This is a genomic window from Bradyrhizobium sp. USDA 4474 (assembly GCF_054057515.1).
Map to the genome: position 1 here is coordinate 1,402,612 of NZ_JBSRZJ010000002.1, position 22,142 is coordinate 1,424,753.

21 protein-coding genes are annotated in these 22,142 nt (G+C 63.3%); 8 read left to right on the forward strand and 13 right to left on the reverse strand.

Annotated features, from left to right (window positions below; genetic code table 11):
• Positions 1–44: 44 nt before the first annotated feature.
• Together ACVW16_RS08425 and ACVW16_RS08430 are read right to left on the reverse strand one after the other, a co-directional pair.
• Positions 45–935, reverse strand: coding sequence for an RNA polymerase sigma factor (locus ACVW16_RS08425; RefSeq protein WP_456735883.1), 891 nt, complete (start codon positions 933–935; stop codon positions 45–47).
• Between the two features lie 20 nt (positions 936–955).
• A complete protein-coding gene (locus ACVW16_RS08430; RefSeq protein ID WP_456704852.1) occupies positions 956–1,264 on the reverse strand; it encodes a hypothetical protein in 309 nt (102 codons plus the stop codon).
• A gap of 166 nt (positions 1,265–1,430) precedes the next feature.
• Here ACVW16_RS08430 and ACVW16_RS08435 point away from each other — a divergent pair, with 166 nt between their 5' ends.
• Together ACVW16_RS08435 and ACVW16_RS08440 are read left to right on the forward strand one after the other, a co-directional pair.
• Complete coding sequence (locus ACVW16_RS08435; RefSeq protein ID WP_456704853.1) at positions 1,431–1,613, forward strand: hypothetical protein; 183 nt, start codon at positions 1,431–1,433, stop codon at positions 1,611–1,613.
• A gap of 10 nt (positions 1,614–1,623) precedes the next feature.
• Positions 1,624–2,184 (forward strand): MFS transporter, encoded by a 561-nt coding sequence (locus ACVW16_RS08440; protein ID WP_456735884.1) that lies wholly within the window; start codon positions 1,624–1,626, stop codon positions 2,182–2,184.
• A gap of 20 nt (positions 2,185–2,204) precedes the next feature.
• On the opposite strand, the gene rhaI is transcribed toward ACVW16_RS08440, so the two are convergent.
• Positions 2,205–3,503, reverse strand: a complete 1,299-nt coding sequence (rhaI, locus tag ACVW16_RS08445) for an L-rhamnose catabolism isomerase (protein ID WP_456735885.1) — start codon at positions 3,501–3,503, stop codon at positions 2,205–2,207.
• On the reverse strand, positions 3,500–5,596 hold the full coding sequence (locus ACVW16_RS08450) for a bifunctional rhamnulose-1-phosphate aldolase/short-chain dehydrogenase (RefSeq protein WP_456735886.1): 2,097 nt from the start codon (positions 5,594–5,596) through the stop codon (positions 3,500–3,502). The genes rhaI and ACVW16_RS08450 overlap by 4 nt, the downstream gene beginning before the upstream one ends.
• Positions 5,597–5,778: 182 nt before the next feature.
• On the opposite strand from ACVW16_RS08450, the gene ACVW16_RS08455 reads away from it, so the two are divergent.
• The 6 genes from ACVW16_RS08455 to ACVW16_RS08480 all read left to right on the forward strand — a co-directional run bounded on the left by ACVW16_RS08455 (position 5,779) and on the right by ACVW16_RS08480 (position 12,757).
• Positions 5,779–6,591, forward strand: coding sequence for a DeoR/GlpR family DNA-binding transcription regulator (locus ACVW16_RS08455; RefSeq protein WP_456704857.1), 813 nt, complete (start codon positions 5,779–5,781; stop codon positions 6,589–6,591).
• 2 nt (positions 6,592–6,593) lie between these two features.
• Positions 6,594–8,135 (forward strand): sugar ABC transporter ATP-binding protein, encoded by a 1,542-nt coding sequence (locus tag ACVW16_RS08460; protein WP_456735887.1) that lies wholly within the window; start codon positions 6,594–6,596, stop codon positions 8,133–8,135.
• Complete coding sequence (locus ACVW16_RS08465) at positions 8,132–9,118, forward strand: ABC transporter permease (RefSeq protein WP_456704859.1); 987 nt, start codon at positions 8,132–8,134, stop codon at positions 9,116–9,118. Before ACVW16_RS08460 ends, ACVW16_RS08465 begins: the two co-directional genes overlap by 4 nt.
• Positions 9,115–10,107: an ABC transporter permease gene (locus ACVW16_RS08470; protein ID WP_456704860.1), complete on the forward strand. Its 993-nt coding sequence runs from the start codon at positions 9,115–9,117 to the stop codon at positions 10,105–10,107. The genes ACVW16_RS08465 and ACVW16_RS08470 overlap by 4 nt, the downstream gene beginning before the upstream one ends.
• 50 nt (positions 10,108–10,157) lie before the next feature.
• A complete protein-coding gene (locus tag ACVW16_RS08475) occupies positions 10,158–11,273 on the forward strand; it encodes an autoinducer 2 ABC transporter substrate-binding protein (protein ID WP_456735888.1) in 1,116 nt (371 codons plus the stop codon).
• Positions 11,274–11,392: 119 nt separating this feature from the next.
• On the forward strand, positions 11,393–12,757 hold the full coding sequence (locus tag ACVW16_RS08480) for an FGGY-family carbohydrate kinase (protein WP_456735889.1): 1,365 nt from the start codon (positions 11,393–11,395) through the stop codon (positions 12,755–12,757).
• A gap of 59 nt (positions 12,758–12,816) precedes the next feature.
• Here ACVW16_RS08480 and ACVW16_RS08485 read toward each other — a convergent pair whose 3' ends face one another.
• The 9 genes from ACVW16_RS08485 to ACVW16_RS08525 all read right to left on the reverse strand — a co-directional run bounded on the left by ACVW16_RS08485 (position 12,817) and on the right by ACVW16_RS08525 (position 22,134).
• Entirely contained in the window at positions 12,817–13,992 is a 1,176-nt protein-coding gene (locus ACVW16_RS08485; RefSeq protein ID WP_456735890.1) for a Gfo/Idh/MocA family protein, read from the reverse strand.
• A gap of 14 nt (positions 13,993–14,006) precedes the next feature.
• Complete coding sequence (locus tag ACVW16_RS08490) at positions 14,007–15,062, reverse strand: sugar phosphate isomerase/epimerase family protein (RefSeq protein WP_456735891.1); 1,056 nt, start codon at positions 15,060–15,062, stop codon at positions 14,007–14,009.
• Between the two features lie 277 nt (positions 15,063–15,339).
• Positions 15,340–16,851, reverse strand: coding sequence for a porin (locus tag ACVW16_RS08495; RefSeq protein ID WP_456735359.1), 1,512 nt, complete (start codon positions 16,849–16,851; stop codon positions 15,340–15,342).
• An 889-nt stretch (positions 16,852–17,740) separates the two neighbouring features.
• The gene (aroQ, locus tag ACVW16_RS08500; RefSeq protein ID WP_456735892.1) at positions 17,741–18,190 is read right to left on the reverse strand and encodes a type II 3-dehydroquinate dehydratase; all 450 of its coding nucleotides are present in this window, start codon (positions 18,188–18,190) and stop codon (positions 17,741–17,743) included.
• A gap of 13 nt (positions 18,191–18,203) precedes the next feature.
• A complete protein-coding gene (locus ACVW16_RS08505; RefSeq protein ID WP_456735893.1) occupies positions 18,204–18,950 on the reverse strand; it encodes an amino acid ABC transporter ATP-binding protein in 747 nt (248 codons plus the stop codon).
• Positions 18,951–19,012: 62 nt separating this feature from the next.
• A complete protein-coding gene (locus tag ACVW16_RS08510) occupies positions 19,013–19,840 on the reverse strand; it encodes a transporter substrate-binding domain-containing protein (protein ID WP_456704866.1) in 828 nt (275 codons plus the stop codon).
• Between the two features lie 52 nt (positions 19,841–19,892).
• On the reverse strand, positions 19,893–20,549 hold the full coding sequence (locus ACVW16_RS08515) for an amino acid ABC transporter permease (protein WP_456704867.1): 657 nt from the start codon (positions 20,547–20,549) through the stop codon (positions 19,893–19,895).
• Positions 20,550–20,559: 10 nt separating this feature from the next.
• Positions 20,560–21,228 (reverse strand): amino acid ABC transporter permease, encoded by a 669-nt coding sequence (locus ACVW16_RS08520; RefSeq protein WP_456704868.1) that lies wholly within the window; start codon positions 21,226–21,228, stop codon positions 20,560–20,562.
• A 51-nt stretch (positions 21,229–21,279) separates the two neighbouring features.
• Positions 21,280–22,134 carry a shikimate dehydrogenase gene (locus ACVW16_RS08525; RefSeq protein WP_456735894.1) on the reverse strand — a complete coding sequence of 285 codons (855 nt, stop codon included), beginning with the start codon at positions 22,132–22,134 and terminating at the stop codon, positions 21,280–21,282.
• Positions 22,135–22,142: the final 8 nt, after the last annotated feature.

Consider the following 22,142-nt stretch of genomic DNA (forward strand, 5'->3'; position numbering starts at 1 on the left):
ATTCCGCCGAACAACAGTCATTGCGTGACCTTTGCCGGATCCACTCACCCTCTGTCCACTGCGCATTCTGCACCATCGATCACATACGCCGCGTGACGAAAATCCCTGATGGTGGCGAGTTTGTCGGCGGACCAGTTCAGCAGCATGAAATATTTCGGCCGTCCGTTCGGCTCGTTCGGATCGAAGACCAGGATCGCCGGACGTCCCTCCACCTGTCCCGTCACCAGGCGCCAGTCGCTGACCCTGGCGTAATTGCCGAAATAGTTCGACACCTCGGTCTTGCCGTTCATCTTCTTGCGGTTGACCAGATCGAGCCTGACGTCGTCTGCGATCATGGCGCGGATGGCTTCGAAGTTGCGGGCATTGAAATGGCCGACATAGCTGTTGAGCCTGGTGCGATCGGCTTCCGACAGGCCCGACTGCGGCGCATCGTCCGGCTCCTCGGCCAACTCGCGCAGCTGCGTACGCCCGCGATGCAGCGCGGCCTTCACCGCCGGCAGACTGAAATCCATGATGTCGCAGACCTCCGCAAGCGAGCAGCCGAGGACGTCCATCAGGATCACGCTGGAGCGCTGCGCCACCGGCAGCCGCATGAAGGTTCGCAGGCTGGTCGCGGCGGTCTGGCGGCTTTCAACGTCATCGAGCTGATCGGCAACCATCTCCACCTCCTCAGCCGAATGCAGCGCCTCCTGCCGGTTGCGGCGGCGCAGGAAATCCAGTGCGGTGTTGTGTGCGATACGGAATAGCCACCCCTCCGGATTGACGACGGGCGCGACCGATTGCAGCGCTTCCATCGCCTTGATCAGCGCGTCCTGCAACACATCCTCGCCATCGACGACCGAGCCGACCATGCGCGCGCAGTAGCGATGCAGCCGCGGCCGCATCCGTGCCAGCAGGTCCTCGATGTCGATGCCAGCCAGTAGCTCTGGCGCCATTGAACCTCCGCCTCGCCTGTTCAGGACTCGTCCAGCATACGGTAGTTGCCGACGACTTTCACATCACGAACCAGCGGCGGCTCGGCGCAGCGGTCGCGGATGCCGTCCTGGAATGCCTGAAAGGCCCTAAGTTTCGGGATCGGGCTCGAGCCATCCTCGGCGGAGGTCTCGACGAAATGGATGAAGGTGTCGTCCTCCAGCCGCAGCGTCAGATAGCGTGTCCCGTCCGGACTGGCCGCCTTCAATTCCGCAAACACTGCCGCAACCAGTTCGGCGTTCCTGTCCGCCAGCTCAGGCTTGGTCTTGTATCTGATCAAGGTCCTTCTCATCGCGTGCTCCTTGGCTGAATGACCGCGTCAGCCCCTAGGACGTTGGCCGGCCGCCGAAGGATTCGCCCTGGTAGAAATTATTTCCGGGCGCATCCTTTGCGCCTCCGACCTCGTCTAGCCCGCAGAACGCGCTGCGACCGGTGGCGCGACACACGGAGAGAGGGCGATGCAGACCCCGACCATTCGCGCCGAGCAGAACCGGGGGCTTGGCGTCACCGCGCTGGCATCCTTCATGACGGCGCTGGACGCCATGATCATGACGACGGCATTGGCGGCCATCCGCTCCGAATTCGCCAGCCCGGTCGAGACGCTGCAATGGACGCCCTGGCGGGCAATGCGACCGCGCTGATCGTGGCGTCTTGTTCCTGCTGCCGCAGTTCCTGCAGGCGACGCTGGGCTTCGACGCCTTCGGCGCCGGTCTTCGCGTGCTGCCCTGGACCGCGACGCTGTTCGTCACCGCCCCGGTCGCAGGCGCGGTCGTCAACAGATTCGGCGAGCGGCCGCTCGTGGTGACCGGATTGCTGATGCAGGCGGTCGGCCTTGGCTGGATCGCGGAGATCGTGAGCCCCGCGGTGCCCTACTCCGCCCTGGTCGCGCCGCTGGTGTTATCAGGCGTTGGCGTATCGATGGCGATGCCGGCAGCGCAGAACGCCATCCTGAGCTCCGTCGCGGTTGCCGAAATGGGCAAGGCGTCCGGCCTCTTCAACATGGGCCGGTTCCTGGGCGGCATGTTCGGGATCGCCGCGCTGATGGCGAAGTTCTCGGCCAACGGTGCGATCGATTCGGCCACGCATTTCGCGAGCGGATTCGCCGCTGCGATGAGCCTCGCCGCAATGCTCTCGCTGGCCGGCGCGCTCGCAGGTCTTTTCCTGCCGGCACGGCGACGCATGGCCGGCACAGCCGCGCCGCAGGATGCATGAGACAGTGTCCGGGCCCTCGTCTAGACAATGCCCGCCGAAGTCCCTCCAACCACGGGACGCTCCTTGGCCTTTTGCGCCCTGTAACCGGACCGGCGGTAGGCCGCAATCGGCGCGATCGCGCCGCCGGCGCGCATGCGGGCAACGGCGAGCAACGGCGAGACGTCGGTCGTAAAGGCGCGCTTCAACTCGAGATGCGCGCCCAGCGCGTCGTTGGCCTTCTGCGCTGCTTCGAGCGCCGCGCGATCGACGATCAGAGCCTGTGCATAGGCGCGCTGCAACTCGATCGCCGATTGCATCAGGCTTTCGATCGGATCGGTCACGTTATGCGACTGGTCAATCATATAGGCCGGCGCGAAGCCTTCCGCCTTGCGGCGCTCGGCATCGATGAGCTCGTTGAAGACCAGAAACAGCCGGAACGGCTCGACCGAGCCGCTGTCGAGATCGTCGTCGCCATATTTCGAGTCGTTGAAATGGAAGCCCGCGAGCTTCCCGAAGCGAACGAGCCGGGCGACGATCTGCTCGATATTCACGTTCGGCGCATGATGGCCGAGATCGACGAGACAATGCGCCTTGGGGCCGAGTTCCTGCGCGACCGCGAAACTCGTGCCCCAATCCGAGATCACGGTCGAGTAGAACGCCGGCTCGTACAGCTTGTGCTCGAGGAACACCCGCCAGTCGGCGGGCAGCGCCGCGACGATCTCACGCATCGCGCCGATATAGCGGTCGAGCGCCCTGGTCAGATTCGATTGACCGGCAAAGTTCGCGCCGTCGGCGATCCAGACCGTCAACGCCTTCGAGCCGAGCTTGCGGCCGATCTCGATGCATTCGACATTGTGGGCGATGCCCTGCGCGCGAACACGCGCATCGGTGTGCGAAAGCGAACCGAACTTGTACGAGAACTCTTGCCCCGGCTGATCCTGAAATGTGTTGGAGTTGACCGCGTCGAAGGAAAGGCCGTGACTCGCGGCCTGTTCGCGCAAGGCGGCATAGTCGTCGACCTTGTCCCACGGAATATGTGGCGAGATCGTCGGGGTTGCCCGCGCCATCTGCTGGATCACGGCGCAGTCGTCGATCTTCTCGACGACATTGCGCGGCTCCCCCGGTCCTGGAAATCGCGCGAACCGCGTCCCTCCCGTGCCGACACCCCAGGTCGGAATGGCGACGCCGAACGCCATGACCTTCTGCAGCAGCGCGTCGGCGTCGATCCCGCGCCGGCCCAGTGCGCGCTTCAGGGCGTCGTAATCTTCAGTGGTCGCGTCTTGCAGCGGCGCGTTGTGCTCGGCGATGAAATCCGCGCTGATCGAGAATGGCGTGCTCATCGCGTAAAGGCCTGGGCATTGCCGGCGTCGACATTGAGAATGTTGCCGGTCGATTTGGCCGAAAGGTCGGACGCGAAGAAGTAGATGCCCTCGGCAATGTCCTCGGGGAAAACCGACAGTTTCAGCATCGAGCGCTGGCGGTAGACCTCCTCGAGCTGGTCTTCCGCAACCTTGTTGGATGCCGCACGTTGCTGGCGCCACTCGCCTTCCCAGATCTTCGAGCCGCGCAGCACCGCGTCCGGATTGACCGTGTTGACGCGGATGCCATGCACCGCACCTTCCAGCGCAAGGCAGCGGGCGAGATGGATCTCCGACGCCTTGGCGGCGCAATAGGCCGAAGCGCCGGCCGAAGCCGCCAGGCCGTTTTTCGAGGCGACGAAGATGATGGCACCGCCGATATCCTGACGCTGCATCAGCCGGAACGCCTCGCGCGAGACGAGGAAATAGCCTGTGGCGAGAATGTCCATGTTCTTCTGCCAGAGCCCAAGACTCGTGTCCTCGACCGGCGATGCCGAGGCAATCCCGGCATTCGAAACGACGATATCGACGCCGCCAAAGGCGCGCGCAGTCTCTTCGAACGAGGCGATCACCGCCGCCTCGTCGGTCACATCGAGCTTCACGCCAATCGCCGCGTCCCGGCCATGGCGCTTCGTGATCGCCGCGACGCGCTCACTCAATGCCTGCTCGTCGATATCGGCAATGACGAGGCAAGCGCCCTCGCTGAGCAACCGCTGCGCCGTCGCCCCACCGATGCCGCCGGCGCCTCCGGTCACATAGGCGATCCGCCCGGCGAGCGATTTCGGCTTGGGCATGCGCTGGAGCTTGGCCTCTTCCAACAGCCAGTATTCGATATTGAAGGCCTCCTGCTCGGCGAGACCCACATAGGCGCTTACGCCCGAGGCGCCGCGCATGACGTTGATGGCGTTGACGTAGAACTCGGCCGCAACGCGGGCGGTCGCCTTGTCCTTGGCAAAGGTGAACATGCCGATTCCCGGAACGAGATACACGACCGCGTTGGGATCGCGCATGGCCGGCGAGTCAGGATGCTTGCAGCGCTCGTAATAGGCGGCGTAATCGCGGCGGTATGCGGCGAGAACGTCGTCGAGGCCGGCGATCACCTGGTCGAGATTGTCGCGGGCGGGATCGTAAGGCAGCAGCAGCGGACGGATCTTGGTGCGAAGAAAGTGATCCGGACAGGAGGTGCCCAGCGGCGCCAGCTTCGCCAACGCGCTGGAGTTGACGAACTCCAGGACCTCAGGGGCGTCGGTGAAATGGCCGATCTTGCGCTCGTCCGCGGAGATCTTGCCGCGGATCAGCGGCATCAGCCTGGCCGCGACCGCGCGGCGTTTTTCCGGCGAGGCCGCTTCGACCTTGGCGCCGCCGAACGCCGGCTTTCTTTCATGCGCGGCAAGCCAATCGGCGGCCTGCTGAATCACGCGCAAGGTCATCTCGTAGCAGGATTTCGACGTCTCGGCCCAGGTGAAGAGACCGTGCCCGCCAAGCACGACGCCGACATAGTCGGGATGGCGCGCGGCCATCTCGCCGAGCTTCAGGCCGAGATCAAAGCCGGGCCGCTGCCACGGCAGGAACCCGAGCTTGCCGCCGAATACCTCGCGGGTCAGACGCTCGGCGTCTTCAGAGGCGGCAATGGCGATGACCGCGTCGGCATGAACGTGATCGACATGCCGGTGCGGCACGAAGGCGTGCAAGGGCGTATCGATCGACGTCGCGCGCGGATTGAGATCGAAGGTGCAGTGATTGAACATGGCGACCATCTCGTCCTCATGAGCGAGGCCGCGATAGAGGCCTTTCAGGCTCTCGAGCTTGTCGAGATACAGCGTCGAAAAGCCGTCGCGCTTCATCGAGCCGATGTCGCCCCCCGAGCCCTTGACCCAGAGCACGCGCACGTTCTCGCGCGTCAGCGGATCTTTCATCTCGATCTTGGCCGAGGTGTTGCCGCCGCCGAAATTGGTGATGCGCAGATCGGCCCCGAGCAGGTTCGAGCGGTAAAGCAATTGACCTGCCTCATCGAGCCCGGCGGCGAGCGCGTCGTCCCATAGGTTTGGCAGGGGCTTGGCCGCGACCTCGCTCATGAGCATCCTCCCTGTGTTGATCTCTGGCCAGATTAGGCCACGGATTCAATCAAGGTCAATCAAAGACAGTCAACGCTGCGACGCGATATGATTGACGCAGCGCGATATTGAGCGAATTTGACGGTTTGCAGTTGACCGCTGGCAAAGAGCGTGACCTATTTACGGGCAAAAGGGAGGGCGACGTGCACGAGCGGGAACGCTGGCAGGTCATCAAGGCACTCTTGCGGGAGCGGCCATTGGTACGCATCGCGGACGCTTGTCGCGCAACCGGCGTCTCCGAGGCCTCGATACGGCGCGATTTCGCCAGGCTCGCCGAGCAAGGCGTCGCGATCAGGGTGCATGGCGGACTCGAAGCCCTGCCGGAAACCGCCAGCATGCCGGGCGATGTCGTCTCGCTTGCCACCCGCTCCTTCGACGTCAGCCAGACCCTCAATATCGGCGCCAAGCGCGCCATTGCCAAAGCGGCCGTCGCCCTCTGCGCCGACGGCGAGACGATCATCATCAATGGCGGCACGACCACGTACCAGATGGGCGAATATTTGCGCGAGCGGCGCCTGAAGGTGTTGACCAATTCCTATCTGCTCGCCGACGCGCTGATCCACACGTCGAAATGCCGCGTCGCCTTGCCGGGCGGCGAGGTCTATCGTGAGCAGGGCATGATCGTTTCGCCTTTTGAAGAGGACGCGATCCAGCACTATTCGGCGACGCGGATGTTCATGAGTGCGATCTCGATCGGGCCGCTCGGTGTCATCGAAGGCGACCCCCTGCTCGCCCGTGCCGAAACGAAGCTGCTGAAGCGCGCCGACAAGCTGATCGTGCTCGCCGATTCCTCGAAATTCGTTTCGCGTGGCAGCCTCGTCGTCTGCCCGCTCTCGCGTATCGATACGATGATCACGGATACCGATGCACCTGACGACGCACTCGACATGCTGCGCGCGCAAGGTGTCCGGGTCCTGGTCGTCGACGCAGGCACTCAAACCAATGCGGCGGCGTGACCATGACAACGGACCCGCGCAGTGCAACTCCCGGCGCCCCGCTTCTGACGGTGCGCGCGATCGAAAAGTCCTTTCCGGGCGTTCGGGCGCTGTCCGGCGTCTCCTTCGACGCCGCCAGAGGCGAAGTCCACGCCTTGCTCGGCGAGAACGGCGCCGGCAAGTCGACGCTGATCAAGATCGTCTCCGGCGTATTCCCGCCCGATCGCGGCGAGGTTGTCGTCGACGGCAGGCCGGTCGATCTCGCGCGGCCGGACGATGCAAGGCGCGCCGGCATCGCCACGATCTATCAGGAGCTGCTGCTGTTTCCGGAGCTCACGGTTGCCGAGAACATATTCATGGGCCATGCGCCACGCGCCGGCCTCGGCCGGCTCGACTGGCGTGCCATGCGGGAACGGACAAAAGCGTTGCTCGCGTCGCTCGAGATTCATGACCTGGAGGCGGAGCGCATCGTCGGCTCGCTCAGCATCGGCAATCGCCAGCGCGTCGAAATCCTGCGCGCGCTGTCGCAGGATGCGCGCATCCTGATCATGGACGAGCCGACCGCAGCCCTGACCGAGTACGACGTGACACGGCTATTCGACATCGTGCGCAAGCTGAAGGCCCGCGGGGTCGCCGTGATCTATATCAGTCATCGGCTCGACGAGATTTTCGCGATCGCCGATCGTGTCACGGTGCTGCGCGACGGCGCACATGTCGCCACCAAGCACGTCACCGAGACGGACGCGACCGAGCTCGTGCAATTGATGGTTGGCCGCAGGATCGAAAGCCTGTTTCCGAAGATCACGGCGCCGATCGGCAAGCCGGTGCTGGAGGTGAAGGACCTCGAACGACGGCCGCTGACGAAGACCATCTCGCTCACGGTGCGCGCGGGCGAGATCGTCGGCCTTTCCGGCCTTGTCGGCTCCGGCCGCAGCGAGCTGGCGCAAACCATCTTCGGCGTCACACCGGCCGAGAATGGCGAAATCCGGATCGCCGGGCGACAAGTCGACATTCGCTCGCCGGCCCAGGCGCGGTCCCTGGGCGTCGCCTACGTTCCCGAGGACCGCGGCACGCAGGGCCTGGTGCGGCCGATGACGGTCCGCGAGAACTTCAGCCTCGCCGCACTTGGCAAAGTCGCATTCGGCGGCTTCATCGATCGCGGCGCCGAGCGCAAGCTGGCCGGCGACGGCGTCCGGCGCTTTGCGGTCAAGGCCAGCTCGCTCGAGCAGATCGCGGGCAAGCTCTCCGGCGGCAATCAACAGAAGATCGTGCTCGGGAAATGGCTCGCCAACGGGCCGAAGCTGTTGATCCTCGACGAGCCGACGCGCGGCATCGACGTGGGCGCCAAGGCGGAGATCCATCGGCTGATGGGCGAGCTTGCGGCGCAGGGGCTCGCCATCCTGATGATATCGAGCGAGCTGCCGGAGGTGCTCGGCATGAGTGACCGCGTTCTCGTGATGCGCGAGGGTCGTATCGTTGCGGAATTCTCGCGCGAAGAAGCAACCCAGGAGTCGATCGGCGCGGCGATGATGGGCAGTCATGACAACGCGGAGAAAGCGGCATGACGACGGTGACGTTGACCGGTACCGAAGCGGATCCGCGACGATGGCTGAAGGCGTTTGCCTCGCAGGAGGCTTTGCTCGCGATCGCGGTGATCGGGCTCGCCATCGCGGTCGGACTTTACAATCCGCGCTTCCTGGCGGCGCGCAATCTGTCCGACGTGCTGCTCGGCAACGCCTATATCGCCGTCGCCGCGGTCGGCATGTCGATGGTGATCATTTCCGGCAACATCGATATTTCCGTCGGCGCGCTGATCGGCGTCCTGGCGACGATCAGCGGCACCCTGGCCGTCAACGGCGCACCCATCGCGGTCGCCTGGTCGGCAGCGCTTGTCGCGGGCGTTCTCGTGATGGCCTTGCAGGGCGTCATCATCGCCTATCTGCGCATTCCGGCGATCGTGGTCACGCTGGGCATGCTGTCGATCCTCAAAGGCGGCCTGATCAGCGTGACCGGCGGCAAATGGATCACCGACCTGCCCGACGACTTCCATCTCGCCGACGTCGAGATCCTGGGTATGCTGCCGTTTCCGGTTTTTCTCATGATCCTGGCGACGATCCTGGCAGCGTTGTGGATGCGTTATTCGGCCTCGGGACGCGCGATCTACGCGGTCGGCGGCAACGCCGAAGCGGCGCGGCTCTGCGGCATTTCGCAGCCGCGCACGATCGTCATGGTCTTCGCGCTGCACGGCCTGTTCGCAGGGGCGGCCGCCCTGCTCTACGCGACGCAGCTGCGCGTCATCCAGTCGACCGTGCCGCCCAATCTCGAGCTGACGATCATTACCGCCTCTGTGGTCGGAGGCGTCAGCATCCTCGGCGGCGTCGGCACGGTGGTCGGCTCGACCCTTGCCGCCGTACTCATCGCCGAGATCGCCAGCGCGCTGGTCTTCATCGACGTCTCGCCCTACTGGATCCGCGCGGTCCAGGGCGTGCTCATCCTCGTGACCGTGATCGCCGACATTCTGCGGCGCCGGCGCATGGCCGGAGCATGAGCGCGATGAGCGAAATTCCTCTTCCCCAGACCGCAAAGCGCATCATGCCCTGGTGGCTGCTGCGTCACGAGACCATGCTCGCGGTGATCCTGCTCGTTGCGTTGATCGTGCTCGGGAGCTTGAACAGCCGCTTCCTCACGATCGACAATCTGCTCAATCAAGGCAGGCTGACGACGGAGGTCGGGCTGATCGCGCTGCCGATGACCTTCATCATCATTACCGGCGGCATCGATCTCTCGGTCGGCTCGATTGTCGGACTCTGCGCCATCCTGCTGGGCTATTCCTGGAAGAGTTTCGGCTTTCCGCTGCCGCTGGCGATCTGCTTCTCGCTGCTGGTCGGTGCCGCGGCGGGCTTTCTCAACGGCATCGTCATCACCAGGGTGAAAGTCCCGCCGCTGATCATGACAATCGCGACGCTCGCACTTTATCGCGGCCTCGCCGAGGGAATCAGCCAGGCGCGTTCGGTGCGCGGCTATCCGGAATGGTTCTACTTCGTCGGGCAGGAAAACCTCTTCGGCGTGCCGGCGCAACTCTGGCTCTTGCTGATCGCGATCGTGGTGTCGGCAATCGTTCTCGACCGCACGACCTTCGGCCGGACACTCTATGCGATGGGCAACAACGAGACCGCCGCGCGCTTTTCCGGTTTGCCGGTCGATCGCGCAAAGCTGATCATCTACACGCTGTCGGGCCTCATGGCCGGCCTCTCGGCGTGCGTTCTCGTCTCGCGCGTGACCACGACCCGCTCGGACATGGGGATTGGCTATGAGCTCGACGTGATTGCGGCCGTGGTGCTCGGCGGCACCAGCATCTTCGGAGGCGTCGGCACGATATGGGGCACGCTGGTCGGCCTGGCGATGATCCAGCTCTTGAAAAACGGGCTGGCCCTGACCGGCGTCAAGGGCGACGCGACGATCGTGGTGATCGGGGCGGTGCTCATCCTTTCAACTCTTGTGGCGAGTTCGCTCCAGCGGCGCCGCGACGGCGTTTGATGGAGTGTCTGACGGCGAAAAAAGCGGCTTAAACATGGGAGGACAACAAGATGAAGCTCGGATTAGCCTTTGTGTTTCTCGGCGCGACGCTGCTGGCCGGAACGGCCTCTGCGGCGGACAAGAGATGGGACGGCGCGGACGACCTGCCGGTCAATCCGCTCGCCTGTTCGGCCGGTGAGGCCAATACCGCGCCCGCAGCCAAGCCTTACGACGGCGGTCAGGCAACCAACCCCCCCGACAAGGCCGGCAAACCGATCACGCTGGTCGACGTGCCGAAGCTGATCGGCATCGGTTATTTCAACGCGACGTCGAAAGGCATGCAGGAGGCCGCCAAGGAACTCGGCAACGTCACGGTCAAGACCGACGGCCCGACCGAGGCCAAGATCGACGAGCAGATCAAGTTCATCGACAATTACATCACCAGCGGCGTCGACGGCATCCTCTTCGCCGCCAACGATCCGGTGGCGATCGCACCGGTCCTGAAGAAGGCTCTGTCAAAGGGCATCCATGTCGTCGGCTACGACGCCAACTCGACGCCCGATGCCCGCGAATGGTTCGTCAACCAGGCCGAGTTCAACGGCATCGCCAAGTCGATGATCGACTCGATGGCCAAGGAGGCCGGCGAGGACAAGAGCTTTGCGATCGTCACATCGACCTTCACGACGCCGAACCAGGCGCGCTGGATCGCCGAAATGTGGGCCTATGCGCAGAAATGCCATCCCAAGCTGAACTGGCTCGAGACGGTCGAGGCGCAGGAGGACAATAACCTGTCCTTCAACCAGGCAACGACGCTGATCAACAAGTATGGCGACAAGCTCGCCGGCCTGTTCGGCATGACTTCGGTCGCGACCCCCGCCTCGGCGGAAGCCGTGACCAAGGCCAAGCTCTGCGGCAAGGTGGCCGTGGTCGGCCTCGCCACGCCGAATGCGATGAAGCCGTATGTCAACGCGGACTGCGTCAAGTCGGTCGTGCTGTGGAATCCGGTCGATCTCGGCTATGCCGCGACCTATGTGATGCGTGCCGTCGTCGACGGCAAGCTCAAGTCCGGCGCGACGTCGGTGGAGGCCGGCAAGCTCGGCAAGCTGAACGTGGTCAATGGCAGTGAAGTCCTGCTCGGCTCGCCCTTCATCTTCACGAAGCAGAACATCAAGGATTTCGATTTCTGACCCGGACTCGTCGCCCGGCCGCAGAACGCGGCCGGGCGCACAATTTGGCCCTTCATTGTCATCGCCATGGCAAGCCGGCCATGACGCGCATGACGTTGCTTGTTGAGATGTAGCTGACGATGAGCCAGACGGTTGCAGTGCTCGACATCGGCAAGACAAACGTAAAGCTTGCCTTGTTCAGCGATGGCCGGCTTCTCTGGGAAAAGTCGGCGCCCAACCGCGTCCTGGCGGGACCGCCCTATCCGCATGAAGATGTCGAGAGCGCATGGACCTTCTTCCTCGATGCCCTTCGTGAGGCCGCACGCACGCATCAGATCAGTGCGATCGTTCCGACCGCACATGGCGCAGCCGGCGCCTTGATCGGCGAGAGCGAACTCGCCGCGCCGGTCATGGACTACGAATTCGCGGGCGTGGAGGCCATCGAACCGGACTATGCCGGGCTGCGGCCCTCTTTCTCGGAAAGCCTATCGCCGAAGGTACCCGCCGGCCTCAATCTCGGCCGGCAACTCGCCTATCAGAAGTGGCGCTGTCCGGACCTGTTTGCCGACGCGAGGTATTTCGTTGGCTATCCGCAATACTGGACCTGGCGCCTGAGCGGCGTGGCGGTCTCGGAAGTCACCTCGCTCGGCGCCCATACCGACCTCTGGGCTCCGCGACGGGGACAAGTCTCCAGCCTCGTCAAAGCTCTCGGCGTCGATCACTTGCTGCCGCCGCTGCGCCGCGCGTTCGATCCGCTCGGTCCGATTCGGCCTGAAATCGCCGCGCTGACCGGGCTTGCGCCTGAAACGCAGGTCTTTTGCGGGATCCACGATTCCAACGCTTCACTTCTGCCCTACCTCGTCTCGCGTCAAGCGCCGTTCACCGTGCTGTCGACCGGCACCTGGGTGATCCTGATGTGCGTGGGTCTTTCGCTCGATCAGCTCGATCCCCGCGACGACACGCTCGCCAACGTCGACGCGCTGGGCCGCCCGATCGCCTGCGGGCGCTTCATGGGCGGACGCGAATACGCCACCATCGCGGGCAGCGCCGGCAATCCGGACCTTGGCGCGATCGAGCGCGTCATCGCCTCGGGCGCCATGGCCCTCCCCTGCTTCTCCGGGCAGGGCGGCCCCTATGCGAGGACGAATGGCGTCATTCGCGGCGACGTCGCAACGCGCGATCGGGCGGCACTCGCAACGCTCTATTGCGCGCTGGTCGCCGACCTGATGCTGACGCGCATGGGCGCCAGCAGCGGCGATCTCATCGTCGAAGGAACCTTCGCCGGCAATCTTCCCTTCTGTCAGACACTGGGCGCGCTGCGGACGCGGCAGCGCATCTTCGCTGCGCGCGACGCCGCAGGCACGGCGCGCGGTGCCGCGATGCTTGCGCATTGGCCGCCATCCTATTCCATCACGGCTCCGACCCCCGTCCAAACGATCTCGATCGCAGGCCTCGATGCCTATCGTGAGGGCTGGACGGCCGCGCTCCCCTCACGAACGCTATGACAGCCCAAGCGCTCTGCTCCACCTTGCGCACCAATGCCTCGCGACGGACTTCGCGCCAGTTAGGTCATCCGAATCCAGGTGCCGTTGCCTGCCGAGGACTTCACCGCAGCATCGATGAACTTCACACCTGCCAGGCCATCCTCGACGGTTGGGAAAATCACCTCAGGATCCGGCTTCACGTTCGCTCTTGCCGCGTGGATGGCGCGCGCGGCCTCGGCGTAGATTGTTGCGAAACCTTCGAGGTAGCCCTCGGGGTGGCCCGAAGGGACGCGGGTGACACGAGCCGCCTCACCCATGGCGCCGGCGCCGCCGCGGGTCAGAAGCTGCTTGGGCTGGCCGTACGGCGTGAACCAGAGTTGGTTCGGATTCTCCTGCGCCCATTCGAGCCCGGCTTTGCTGCCGTAGACGCGCAGCGTGAGGCCGTTCTCATTGCCGACCGCGACCTGACTAGCCCACAGCATCCCCTTCGCCCCGCCCTTCCACTTCAGGAGGATCTGGACATCGTCATCGAGACGCCGCCCCTCGACAAAGGTCGACAGCTCCGCGAGCAGTTCGTCGAGCTCGAGCCCCGTGACGAAGCAGGCGAGATTATAGGCGTGGGTGCCGATGTCTCCGATGCAGCCGCCGGCGCCGGACCGGGCCGGGTCCGTCCGCCACGTCGCCTGCTTGTGGCTGCTTGCTTCCAGTCGCTCGGTCAGCCAATCCTGGAGATATTCGGCCCGGACCAGCCTGACTTCACCGAGGTCGCCATTCGCGATCATGGCGCGCGCCTGGCGAACCATGGGATAGCCCGTGTAATTGTGCGTCACCACGAAGACCCTGCCCGTCTTCCGGACCAACGCCACCAGCTCCTCGGCCTCGGCGACCGTCGTCGTCAGTGGCTTGTCGCAGATGACGTGGATTCCGGCTTCAAGGAACGCCTTCGCGACCGGACTGTGCATGTGGTTGGGGGTTACGATCGAGACCGCCTCGATGCCGTCCGCCCGCGCAGCTTCAGCCTTCGCCATCTCCTCGAATGAGCCATAGGCACGATCATCAGCGATGCCGAGCTCCTTCGCTGAGGCCTTGGCTCGAACCGGATCGGACGCGAGCGCGCCGGCAACCAGCTCGAACCGGTCGTCGATGCGAGCGGCAATACGGTGGACGGCACCGATGAAGGCGCCCTGACCGCCGCCGACCATGCCAAGCCGGATACGACCGCGATCGCCGGCTTCCTTGCTTGCTTCGATGGTCATTCTCTTCTCCTCGCTCAGGAGATGCCGAGCATCTTGCGGTTCGCCGCGTCGTCGGTGCCGGAGCCTGCGAAATCGTCGAAGGCTTGCTCGGTGACGCGGATGATATGGCTCTTGATGAAGTCGGCGCCCTCGCGCGCCCCCTGTTCGGGATGCTTCAGCGCACACTCCCACTCGAGCACCGCCCAGCTGCCATAGTCGTTCTGCGTGAGCTTCGAGAAGATGGCGCCGAAATCGACTTGGCCATCGCCCAGAGAACGGAAGCGGCCGGCACGGTCGACCCAGCTCTGAAACCCGCCATAGACACCCTGGCGACCGGTTGGGTTGAACTCGGCGTCCTTGACGTGGAAGGCCCTGATGCGCTGGTGGTAGATGTCGATGTAGTCGAGGTAGTCGAGCTGCTGCAGAACGAAGTGTGACGGGTCGTAGAGCAGATTCGCGCGCACATGATTCTCGACCCGCTCCAGGAACATCTCGTAGGAGACGCCGTCGTGAAGGTCCTCGCCGGGGTGGATCTCATAGGCGAGATCGACGCCGTGCTCGTCGGCATAGTCGAGGATCGGCCGCCAACGCCTGGCAAGCTCGTCGAAGGCGGCTTCGACGAGGCCGGCCGGTCGCTGCGGCCACGGATAGACGTAGGGCCAGGCAAGCGCACCGGAGAACGTCGCCTGCGCGGTGAGTCCGAGCCGCCTGGAGGCCAGGATCGCGCGCTTGACCTGATCGATGGCCCACTCCGTGCGGGCCTTGGCGTCGCCACGCACTTCCGGCACGGCAAAGCCGTCGAATGCCGCGTCATAGGCCGGGTGAACGGCGACGAGCTGCCCCTGGAGATGGGTCGAGAGCTCGGTGATCGCCAACCCATGGCGCGCCGCGATCCCCTTCACCTCATCAGCGTAGTCCTGCGACTCCGATGCCCGCGTGAGGTCGAAGAGCCGTCGATCCCAAGTCGGAATCTGAACCCCCTCGTAGCCGAGCGAGGCCGCCCATCCGCAGATCGCGTCGAAGGAGTTGAACGGCGCCACGTCGCCGGCAAACTGAGCGAGGAATATCGCCGGTCCCTTGATCATCTTCATCGAATGCTCCCTTCATGCCCCGCCCCTTACTGGCTTCCGGGAGAGGTCATCGGACATCATCATCACATAGGAAGGCCTCGTCCCGCCTCACAATTCCCTTCGGATAAGCGACATCAGACAAGGCCCGCGCCTCGCGGCGCCCCCTCCTGCTTTGATATCGAATGGAAGCCCGGATGCACCACAGGTGGCATCTTCGCTGAGGCCATGACAGACCATCAACAAAGAAAAACCCCGGCAGTTTCCTGCCGGGGCTCTCCAATCAATCGGATGATTGATCTTAGAAGTTGCGCTGAGCGCGGAGCATCATGGTCAGCGAGTTCTGATCCTTCAGCTCGTAGGTCGCAGCCGGCTTCGCGAAGGCGGCAACTGCAGTGGCCGGGCCAGTGACGGCGCCCGAGTACTTCTGGTCGAGCATCGTGTAGCTCAGGTCAGCCGTGAACGCCAGGTTCTTGACCGGAGTCCAGACGGTGTTGACACCGATCACGCCGATGTTGAAGTCCGGGTTGCAGGTCGAACCAGCCACGGCAATCGTGGCGAAGTTCGCGCAGATCAGGCCCTTGCTCGTGTTGCCGTAGCCCATATGAGCATAGCCACCGTAGATGGCGCTCGCCCAGTTCGGGGTCCAGTTGTGGGTGTAACCACCGCGGAAGCCCCAAGCCTTGGTCGTCTCGATACCGGTGCCAGCGCCGAAGACGCCGTCGGTAATGCCAGCGAAACCAACGCTCTGGTAAGCACCGATGCCGCTGCCGCTGTACATCGAGAAGTTCTGCGGCCACGAGATGTTGCCGAAGACGTAGTGAGCCGCACCGTCGGCGTAGACGGCCTGCATGTTGATCGAGTCACCCGCACCGGTCGGGATGTTCTTGATCGACAAGGCGCCCTGCACAGCCCAGCCCCACTTATCGGCGGGGTGATCGCTGGTCTCAAACGTACCGTAGTACGCACTGTGGATCTCATGTGCGACAGCCGCGATTTGGAACAGGCCCCAAGCCTGGTCAACACGAACCTGACCGACGATGTCGGGAGAACGGTTCGCACCCCAATCGTACGTGCCGTAGTTGCCCTGGATGAGGGCAGTACCAGCCGCTGCGGCCGTTGCAAAGCCGGTCGCATTCCACAGGTTCGATTGACCGCCGCCATTGCCCGTCGTCTGATCCTGGATCGACACTGCGGCGGTGATGCCCTGGCCGAAGTCAGCCGTGTAGGTGGCCTGGTTCACACCGGTGACGAAGTTCGAGCCGCCCGGAATGGTATCGGGACCGCCAGCCGGATAGCCCGTCCACGGTGCATCGAAGATCGAGACGGTGCGACCGAAGGTGAAGCCAGCGAACTGGATGAAGGCGTGGTAGAGGCCGAGACCAGCAGTGCCGCCCGCGGCGGCTGACGGGTTGCTCGCGGAGACCGTTTGGGAGTCAACGCTGAACACCATGTCGGCGAAGGTGCGGACCACGCCGTACTCGGTTGCGGTGCGGGTATCGACCGTGAGGTCCATACGAGCGCGGCTGTAATAGTAGTTCGTCAGACGGTTGTTCGAGCCGCCGTTGAAGGTGCCCGAGCTAAACCGGAAGCCATAGTCGTTAGCGCCGCCGAGGATCATGTCCGCGCGGACGTAACCACCCAGCTTGATGCAGGTGTCGGTGCCGGGGATGTAGTAGAAACCCGCACCGTACAGCGAGCAGATCTTCACGTATTCGACGGCCTTTGCCTTCAACGGAAGGTCGGCTGCCTGGGCTCCGCCAACGGCGAGCAGACCCGCCACTGAGCCGAGCAAAAGGCTCTTAAAGTTCATGTTAAACCTCCAAGTTGCTCTTCAGGGAAGGTCACTGACCCGGACGGCCAATTCCCCAACCCCCTCTAAATCACCGCCCTGGCCACCTTCGCGTCTTCGGACACACCCGCATGAACGCGAGGGACTTAAGCGAAAGACCTAAACGGGACGACCTTGGGATGCCCCCCTCCGTCGCCTGATCACCATGATCGATGGCCATTGCACACGCAACAACCGAACGGGCGCGAACAGCCTCGAATATCCCGAATCTGATCATGTGTTGCACAAAAATCACGCACCGACCGAAGCGCGAAAAATATCGCAACCTATTGATTCACTAGTGGAAAAAATTCATTCACAGCCTCGTTACAGCCTAGGGCGCAAACCGACCGTTCCGATGTGCATGCGGCCTGGATGGGTTGCGCGGGGCCCCTCCACGGCGTGGAAAAGCGAATCGAGCAGACCTGAAGAACCACTGCGATGCATCGCAACGGGCGAGCCAAATATCGAACGAAGAAACAGGATTTCGGGGCGACGATCGCTGCAGAATCGCCAGTCGTGCAGGTTCCGCGCCGGGCAAGATCTCGCAGCCAGTGGCGGAAGGGCAACAATCGGGGCCCCTAAATGCGACGGCGGGGTCGTGTCCGGCGTCGATCACTCCGAAGGCTTTCAGCCCCTCGCGTCCACTCACCGCCGGCCGGCCGGGTTCTCACCCGCGGTGAATTCCGAGATCCAAGCGACTGGATGGCATCGGAAACCTTGCCGGTTCCCCGCGCGTCCAAGGCGAAGTGCAGGACGATCGTCTGATCTCTTCAACTTTTCCGCGCAGGCGCTTGGATCGGCCATGCCATGCACCGCCACAATCTGCCCGAGCCGGCCGCGGCCAGGCGGGCGGTACAATCATACGATGCTATTCCTTCTTCTCATCAAGCAGCTTGGCCACGCGCCGCAAGCCGAGCAGATAACCCTGATTGCCGAAGCCGGCGATAACCCCGTCAGCCCGTTTGGAGATGAACGAGTGGTGGCGGAATTCCTCGCGTTTGTGCACGTTGGAAATGTGCACCTCGATCACGACCCCCTCGAACATGTTGAGAGCATCCAGGATGGCGACCGACGTATGGGTGAAAGCTGCCGGGTTCATCACGATGCCGGCAGCCGTCTCGCGCGCCTCATGAATCCAGTCGATCAGCTCGTATTCCCTGTTGGATTGATGGAAGCGAATCTCAAGGCCGAGCTCCTTGGCTAGCGCCCGGCAATCCCGCTCCACGTCCGCAAGCGTCTCGTGACCGTAGATGTGGGGCTGACGCTTTCCGAGCAAGTTGAGATTCGGCCCGTTCAGGACGTAGACAAGACGGCTCATGGAAGTACTCCGTTCAGTGATGGGCGAGGATTTCGCCAAGGAACTGCCTGGTGCGGGCGTGCTGCGGATTGCGGAAGAAGGCGTCGGGTGCGCCTTCTTCGATGATCTGTCCTTCAGCCATGAAGATGACCCGGTCGGCAACCTGGCGGGCAAAGCCCATCTCGTGGGTGACGCAAATCATGGTCATTCCGTCGTTGGCGAGGCCGATCATCGTATCGAGCACCTCCTTGACCATCTCAGGGTCGAGAGCCGAGGTCGGTTCATCAAACAGCATCACCTTCGGCTGCATGCAGAGCGCACGCGCGATCGCAACGCGCTGTTGCTGCCCGCCCGAAAGTTGCGCCGGATACTTCTCGGCCTGATCACCGATGCGGACGCGCTCCAGGTATCTTCGCGCGGTCGCCTCCGCCTCGGACTTGCTGATGCGGCGCGCGCGGATAGGCGCGAGCATGCAGTTCTGCAAGACCGTCATATGCGGAAAAAGATTGAAGCTCTGAAAGACCATGCCGACGTCCTGGCGAACCACATCAATAGCCTTGATGCTGTCGTCCAAACGATGCCCGTTCACCACGATACGGCCCTGCTGGATCGGCTCGAGGCGGTTGATGCAGCGGATGAGAGTCGATTTGCCCGAGCCGGACGGACCGCAGAGCACGATCTTTTCGCCCTTCCGCACCGTGAGATCGACATCGCGAAGCGCCTGGTACTCGCCATACCACTTCTGCACGCCTTTCATTTCGATCAGGATCTGATCCTGCATGGATTCCGCCTCCACCATCGAACGACGGCCGACGCGCACAGCGCGCCGGCCGCTCGCATTGCCTATTGAACCGTGAACGGAACGCCGGGGACTGAGTCCGGGAAGATCGGAACGGGCGCCTTCATCCATTTGGCGTAGAAGCTGGCCAACTTGCCGTTGGTCTTGATCTGGTCGATGAACTTGTTGACCGTCTCGTTCCACTCCTTGTCACCCAGGCGGGTACAGGCGCCGTTGTACAGAGCCGTGAAGTGAAGCTTCGGCTCGAACCCAAGTTCGGGCTTTGCGGCGTTCAGACGCTGCGGGTAGAAGCTGTTTGCGCCGACGGCCTGGACCTGACCGGACAGCAGCGCCTGGATCGTGGCCGCGTCATCATCGAACCTGCGGATTTCGGTGCCCGCTGGCGCATTGTTGGTGACCTGGGTGTCCTGCGTGGAGGACCTCGGAACGCCGATCACGAACTTGGCCATGTCGGCATTGCTGTTGATCGGGGTCGCCTGGGCCGCGACAAGCGTGATCTCATTGGCAACATACGGCTTGGAATACTGCACCGCCTTTGCGCGTTCGGGCAGCATGGCCATGGTCGCGAACAGAATGTCTACGCGGCCTGTGGTGAGCGACGGAATGCGATTGGCTACCGCCAGGGGGACGAACTCGGCCTTCACGCCGAGATATTCAGCGAAGGCGCGGCCCATGTCGGCATCGATGCCATCCTGCTTTCCCGAACTATCGACATAGCCCCACGGAGGATTGTCGCCCTGAATGCCGATAACGACGACGCCCTTCTTCTTCACGTCTTCCAACGTGCCGGCCTGCGATTTGCCTGCGGCCCCGATGGCCATCAGCATCAGCAGCGCGATGCCGAGCCGGCGACGATTGAGTGAAAGCAACATGAATTTTCTCCTCCTGGTGATGGCTTTATATGATTGGGCAGGTGCGCCGTTCCTACCTTTGACTGGCCAAGGCGAGCCTGGCCTCCATCCGGCTGCCCCACCACGAGAGTGGCCAGCAGAGGACGAAATACATTGCGCCGACCACGCCGAAGACGAGCAACGGCTGGAAAGTCTGGTTCGAAACGATTTGACCGGCGCGGGCGAGCTCGATGAAGCCGACGATGGCGGCGAGCGAGGTACCCTTGATCAATTGCACGAGATAGCCGATGGTTGCCGGCAGCGAGATGCGGATCGCTTGCGGCAGCACGATGTCGCGCATGCGGGACGAATAGTGCAGCCCAAGCGCCATCGCCGCCTCGGTCTGCCCGCGCGGCACCGCCTGGATCGCTCCGCGCCAGATCTCGCCAAGGAAGGCGGAGGCGTTCACGGTGAACCCGATCGCCACCGCGACGAACGCGTCGAGCTTCAGCCCGGTCAACGCCAATCCGTAGTACACGACGAAGAGCTGCAGCAGCAGCGGCGTGCCCTGGAATATCCCGATGTAGACGCGGACGGTCCATTCGACCCACTTATGACCACAAGTGCGCAAAAGCGCGACGGCAAGGCCCGCGGTGCAGCCACCTGCGAAAGCGACGAGCGTCAGCAGCACTGTCCATTGCAGCCCACGCAACAGGAAGCCAAACTCGGGAAGACCAAAATGCGGTGCCATGATCTCCCCGTCAGCGTGTCGGATAGGAGAAGAAGCGGTGGGAGATGGCCGCAAAGCCCAGCATCAGTAGCCACGAGATCGCGAGATAGAGGAAGGTGACGGAAAAATAGACCTCGAAGCTGCGGAACGTGTCGCTTTCGATGCGCTGCGCAACCGACGTCAATTCGTAGGCCGATACCGCCGAACAGATCGATGAGGTCAGCGTCAGCATGATGAATTGCCCTGTGAGCGAGGGGTAGATCGCACGAAGCGCGGGCTTGAGCACGATGAAACGGAACACTTGCCCTTTGTGCAGTCCGAGCGCGTAGCCGGCCTCTATTTGCCCCTTGTGAATGGATTGCACCCCGCCGCGGATGATCTCGATGGCGTACGCGCCGCCATTGACGCCGAGTGCGATAATGGCAGTAGCGGTTGGATTGAGCTTCAACCCGATGAGCGGCAAGGCGAAGAACAGAAAGAATATCTGCACCAGGAAAGGCGTATTGCGCACCATCTCGACGAAGCCGATCACGAGGGCACGTAGCCAGGCCGCTTTCGAATCGCGCGCCGCGACGCCCGCGACACCGATCATCATCGCGAGCGTCATGCCGGCAAGTGCCAGGCCCAACGTACCCGCACAGCCCCACAGCAGCGCGGGCATCGCATGCCAAACCACCGAGAAATCGAGCGTGTAGCCCATCTTGCGTTTCCTCTCGGGCGTTGTTCGTGCCGCTCGCCCATCGGCCTGACGTCATCCTCCCAGTGATGCGAACGTTGCGAAGAAGACGTCTGGATCAGGTGCGATGTCCGTGAACAGGCGGAATGCTTCGGTGCCCTGGTAGATCGCCATGCCGGCGCCATCGAGCGTGCGGCAGCCGAGGGTGCGGGCCGCGCGCAGCAGCGCGGTTTCCAGCGGGAAGTAGACGATCTCAGCGACCCACAGATCGGGACGCAGCAGGGCCGTCGGCAGCGGCGTCCCTGGATATTTGTCCATGCCGATCGGCGTCGCGTTGACGATTCCGTCTGCAGCAGCCACAGCCGCCTCGACATCCTGGCCAACCTTTAAGCGCCCTTCTTCAAATCGGGGGGACAATCCGTCGACCACACTCTGCGCCTTGACCGGGTCGATGTCTATGAGGGTCAGTTCCTGCACGCCGAGCTTCATGAGCGCGAAAGCGACCGCCGAGCCTGCGCCCCCCGCACCGAACTGAACGACGCGACGAAGCGACGCACCTTGCATGTTGCGACGAAAGTTCTCGGCGAAGCCGAACCAGTCGGTGTTGTGGCCAGTCATTCGACCGTTCCTGATGACCACGGTGTTCACGGCACCAAGCGCCTTTGCGTCGGGCGAGAGCTCGTCCAGGAGTGGAAGGATCGCCTGCTTGCACGGATGGGTCACGTTCAACCCGTCAAAGCCCATCCGCTTTGCGGCCCTGAGCAATTCCGGCAAGGTCTTCACGCCGAGCTTCAACTCGGACAGATCGATCTTCTTGTAGAGATAGCGGATGCCGGCGGCGTCAGCGGCGGCTTCGTGCATGGGCGGCGTGCGGGACGCAGCAATGCCGCTGCCGATCAGACCAACGAGAAAGCTGGATTTGGGAGGCATGTTCGGGA